Origin of the sequence: Streptomyces sudanensis, assembly GCF_023614315.1 — a bacterium.
GTDB classification, from domain to species: domain Bacteria; phylum Actinomycetota; class Actinomycetes; order Streptomycetales; family Streptomycetaceae; genus Streptomyces; species Streptomyces sudanensis.
The window spans coordinates 1054266-1059422 of sequence record NZ_CP095474.1; the positions used below are offsets into that span (position 1 = coordinate 1054266).

At 75.4% G+C, this 5157-nt stretch carries 1 protein-coding gene and 2 pseudogenes; all 3 read right to left on the reverse strand.

Annotated elements, in window-relative coordinates; all coding sequences use genetic code 11:
- Window positions 1–1247: 1247 nt before the first annotated feature.
- A pseudogene (locus MW084_RS04715) lies at window positions 1248–2959 on the reverse strand (GMC oxidoreductase); the annotation flags it as partial.
- A 51-nt stretch (window positions 2960–3010) separates the two neighbouring features.
- Entirely contained in the window at window positions 3011–4582 is a 1572-nt protein-coding gene (locus tag MW084_RS04720; protein ID WP_275563485.1) for a succinic semialdehyde dehydrogenase, read from the reverse strand.
- A gap of 226 nt (window positions 4583–4808) precedes the next feature.
- A pseudogene (locus tag MW084_RS04725) lies at window positions 4809–5157 on the reverse strand (hypothetical protein); the annotation flags it as partial.

Genomic DNA, 5157 nt, shown 5'->3' on the forward strand with positions numbered 1-5157 from the left:
CAGNNCCCCAGCCCCACCCCGAGCGAGGGCGAGGACGAGGGCGAGGAGCTGCCGTACTGCGAGCAGGTCGACGAGAACTTCGAGGAGAAGGCCCTCGACGTCGAGATCTCCGGCCTGCCCGGCAAGATCGTGGCCGGCAGCGGCTGGGAGGACTTCGGCCTCACCATCACGAACGAGTCGGAGCTCGACCTCAAGGACGTCGCCTTCTTCGCCGAGGTCGAGAACTTCGAGGAAGACGAGTCCAAGTGGCTCAGCAAGTACGTCGACCTGCAGTTCAAGCTGCCGGACAGCAACAGGTGGGAGAGCATCGGCGACAAGGAGTGGGCCGGCGGCTACTTCTGGGGCGTCGAGACCATGAAGCCCAAGGACTTCGTGAAGATCGACCTCCGTGTCCGCATCGACAAGGCCGCCCCGGCCGGTGACAGCTACGCCTTCGGCACCGGCGGTTACATCGGTGACGTCAAGGGCCAGGAGTGCATCGCCGAGAACAGCGGCGCGCTGGTCGAGTTCGCCGTGCTGAAGCCCGGCACCTCCGTGGAGGACCCGGGCGAGGCCACCCCGGGCGAGGGCCCGGGCAAGGACGTCGAGAAGCCGGACACCAAGCCGCAGGGCGGGATCAAGGAGCTCCCCGTTACCGGCAACCTCGCCGAGACCGGTTCCGACTCCGCGCTGCCGGTCATCGGGATCGCCGGTGGCATCGCGCTCGTCGCCGGCACCGGTGTCGTCTTCGCGCTGAAGCGCCGGCAGAACGGTGCCGCCGCGTAGCGGACGCACCCGAGGACGAGGGAGGCGCTGCGCTCGGAGGGGGGCGCAGCGCCTCCCTGCGTTTTCCCCGAGGCGTCTTCCCGCCGTGTTTTCCCCGCAGGGTTTTCCCCGCAGGGTTTTCCCCGCAGGGTTTTCCCCGCCGGGTTTTCCCCGCAGTGTTTTCCCCGCCGGGTTTTCCCCGCCGTGTTTTCCCCAGGAGGTCTTCCCCGGGAGGTCTTCCCCGGGAGGTCTTCCCGGCGGGGTCTTCTCCGCGGTGCCCTCCCCACCGGGTCTTCTCCGGGGGAACGGCTGCCGCGCGCGGGCCGCGTCACCCGCCCCGCGTCTCCGGCGGGGCCTCCGACGGACCCGGATCCGAGTCCGGGCGCAGGTCCGGGCGCGGGTGCGGGTCCGGATCCGGGCCCGCGTACGGCAGCCGCAGCGCCGCGAAGGCGCCCGGCGGGACGGCCGGGCTCCCGGGTTCGACGGGGGCCACCCGCACGTANGGGGCGCCCGGGGCGGGACGGGGGTCCGGCTCGCCCTTGTTGGGCCACAGGGACATGGCGCGCTCCGCCTGGGCGGTGATGGTGAGCGAGGGGTTGACCCCGAGGTTCGCGGAGACGGCCGAGCCGTCCACGACGGAGATGCCCGGGTGGCCGTGCAGGCGGTGGTACGGGTCGACGACGCCGTCCCGCGCGGTGGCCCCGATGGTGCAGCCGCCCAGGAAGTGCGCGGTGAGCGGGGTGCCCGCCAGTTCGCCGACGTTGGAGCCGGCGAAGCCGCCGATCTCCTCGGCGATCAGGGTCGCCGCCCGCGTCGCCTCGGGGATCTGCCTGGGGTTGGGGGCGCCGTGGCCCTGGCGGGCGGTGAGCATGCCCCTGCCGAGGCCGCCGGGCTTGCGGTACGTCGTCAGGGAGTTGTCGAGCGACTGCATGACGAGGCCGATGACGGTCCGCTCCGACCAGCGGCGGTTGGACAGCGACCGCAGTGCCTGGACGGGGTGGCGGGCGACGTTGCCGAGCCAGGCGGCGACGCGGTTCTCCGCGTAGGGGACCTGGAGGATCGACAGGACGCCCATCGCGTTGGAGCCCCTGCCGTAGCGGACGGGTTCGATGTGGGTGTGCTCGTCGGGGTGGACGGACGAGGTGATGGCGACGCCCCGGGTGAAGTCGGCGCGGGGCGCCCCGTGCAGCCTGCGGTAGCGGCGGTCGGTGGTCTGGGCGCCGACGAGCGCCTCGGAGTTGGTGCGGGTCAGCTCCCCGAGCCGGTCGGAGACGCGGGGCAGCAGTCCCCGGTCCTTCATGCGGTGCAGGAGGGTCTGGGTGCCGTACGTGCCGGCCGCGAGGACGACGTGGCGGGCGCGGTAGGTGCGGGGGGTGCCCCTGCGGCGGCGGGCGGTGGGGACGGTGCGGACGAGGTGCCCGCCGTCGCCGTCCTCGGTCACGGCGGTGACGGTGGTCATCGGGTGGACGGCGGCGCCCGCCCTCTCCGCGAGGTACAGGTAGTTCTCCGTGAGGGTGTTCTTCGCGCCGTACCGGCAGCCCGTCATGCACGCGCCGCACTCGACGCAGGCGCGGCGGGCGGGACCGGCCCCGCCGAAGTACGGGTCGGGGACCCGGTCGCCGGGGGCGGCCCTGGTGGTGCCGTCCGCGTCCCGGCCGTCGCCGAAGAAGACCCCGACGGGCGCCAGGTGGAAGGTGTCGCCGACGCCCATGGCCCGCGCCGCCGCCCTGAGGTGGACGTCGGAGGGGGTCGTGGTGGGGTTGAGGCGGACGCCGAGCATGCGCCTGGCCTGGTCGTAGTGGGGGGCGAGCTCGGCCCGCCAGTCGGTGACGGACGCCCACCGCCCGTCCCGGAAGAACGCGGGCGGCGGCACGTAGAGGGTGTTGGCGTAGTTGAGGGAGCCGCCCCCGACGCCGGCGCCCGCGAGGACCATGACGTTGCCGAGCAGGTGGACGCGCTGGATGCCGTACAGGCCGAGGGCAGGGGCCCACAGGTAGTCGCGCAGGTCCCAGGAGGTCTTCGGCAGGGTGGCGGGGGTGAAGCGGCGGCCGGCCTCCAGGACGCCGACGCGGTAGCCCTTCTCGGTGAGGCGCAGCGCCGCGACGGAGCCGCCGAAGCCGGAGCCCACGACGACCACGTCGTAGTCGTACGCGTCGTCCCCGGGGGCCGTCCGCGCGGCTTCCGGCCGGTTCCGGGCGGGGGGTGCCTGGGACATGGTCCTCCTCGTGCCGAAGGGTGGGGGCGGGCGGCGCGCGGCCGCCCGCCGTCAGCGCAGGCGCAGGGCCCTCATCAGCCTCAGGCCGCGGCTCATGAGCGCCGCGTACCCCTCGTCGTCCGTGCCGAAGGACGGGGCGAGCGGCACCAGGCGCTGCCGGGCGATCGTCTGGGCCTCGGTGTACTTGAGGATGCCCTCCGCGCCGTGGCGGCGCCCCAGGCCCGAGTCCTTCATGCCCCCCATGGGCGCCTGGACGCTGCCGTAGGCGGCCCCGTACGCCTCGTTGACGTTCACGGTGCCGGCGTGCAGGCGGGCGGCGACGGCGAGGCCGCGGCGGCCGTCCCGGGTCCAGACGCTGGCGTTGAGGCCGTACGCGGTGTCGTTGGCGCGCTCGACCGCCTCGTCCTCGTCGGTGAAGCGGTACACGGAGACGACCGGGCCGAAGGTCTCCTCCGCGTACACGGACATCGACGCGTCGACGCCTTCGAGGATGGTCGGCTCGTGGAAGAGGGGGCCGACGTCGGGGCGGGGGACGCCGCCCGCGAGGACCTTCGCGCCCTTGGCGACGGCGTCCTCGACGTGCCGGGTGACGGCCCGGAGCTGCCGCTCGCCGGTGAGGGAGCCCATGTCGGCGCCGTACGCGAGGGACGTGCCGAGCCGCATCGCCCTCGTCCGGGCGGTGAACCGCTCCAGGAACGCGTCGGCGACGGACTCGTGGACGTAGATCCGCTCGACGGAGACGCACAGCTGCCCGGCGGAGGAGAAGCAGGCGCGGACGGCGCCGGCGGCGGCCTTCTCCACGTCGGCGTCCCGCAGGACCAGCATGGGGTTCTTGCCGCCGAGTTCGAGGGAGACGCCGACGAGCCGGGCCGCCGCGCGCCGGGCGACCTCGCGGCCGGTGCGGGTGGAGCCGGTGAACGACACGTAGTCGGCGCGGTCGACGACCTCGGGGCCGACGACCGGGCCGTCGCCGAGGACGACCTGGAAGGCCCCGGCGGGCAGCCCCGCCTCGACGAGCAGCTCGCGCGCCCACAGGGCGGTCAGCGCGGTCTCGGTGTCGGGCTTCATGACGACGGCGTTGCCCGCGGCGAACGCGGGCAGCGCGTCGCCGACGGACAGCTCCAGCGGGTAGTTCCAGGGGACGATCTGGCCGACGACGCCCCGCGGCCGGCGCAGCTCGGTCACCCGGGTGAGGACCGGCAGGGCGCCGGTGTGCCGCCGGGGACCCAGGTACGAGGCGGCGCGCACGCCGTAGTGGCGGGCGGCGGACGCGACGGCCTGGACCTCCTCGTGGGCGTGGAGGCGGGCCTTGCCGGTCTCCAGCTGGACGAGGTCGAGGACCTCCGCCTGGCGCTCCAGGAGCAGGTCGTGGAAGCGGAGCAGGACGGCGGCGCGGCGGCGGACGGGCACGGCGGCCCAGGCGGTCTGGGCGGTGCGGGCGCGGGCGAACGCCTCCGCCACGTCCTCGGGGGTGGACGCGGGCAGCTCGGCGAGCCGCTCCCCGGTGAACGGGGTGTGGTTGGCGGTCCGGCCGGAGCCGACGACGCCGCGGGCGAGCCGGGCGACCACCTCGGGCGTGACCACGTCGGCGGCGGTGCGCGCCCCGGCGGGCGCGGGGGCCACGGGGTTCGCGCCCCCCGCCGCGCCCCCGGCGACGGGGCGGTCGGCGCGGCGGGGGGCGTGGGCGCGGTGGCGTGGGCGGATGCCTGCGTGTCCGTCATGGGGGCGAGGGTATGCCGGACGCGGGCCGTTCGGGTACCCGGCGGTAACAATTTCCCGCCGGGCCCGCGCGCCGTGCCGGCGCCCGCCGGCGGACGCGCCCCGGTCAGCGCGTCGGTCAGCGCGTCGGTCAGCGCGTCGACAGCAGCAGGATGCCGAGGGCGACCGCGACGGCGACGGCGGCGACGAGGGCGGCGACGAGGGGCGCGGCGGCGGGGCCGGCCGGGCTGCGGGTCTCCGGCGGCGTGCCGTAGGGCCGGGAGTGGTAGAGCGGGGTGCCGGACGACGGGGAGTCGTAGAGCGGGGTGCCGTACGGCGACGGGTCGGCGGACGGCGGTCCGGCGGGCGGCCCGTACGGCGTCCGCGTGCCGACCGCCGGCGGGGCGGGGTCCGCCGGGGGCCGGCCGTCGGCGAGGACGGCGTCGGGGAGCACGGCGTCCTGGGGCTCTGTGCCGGCGGGCGGCGGCACGGGCAGGGCG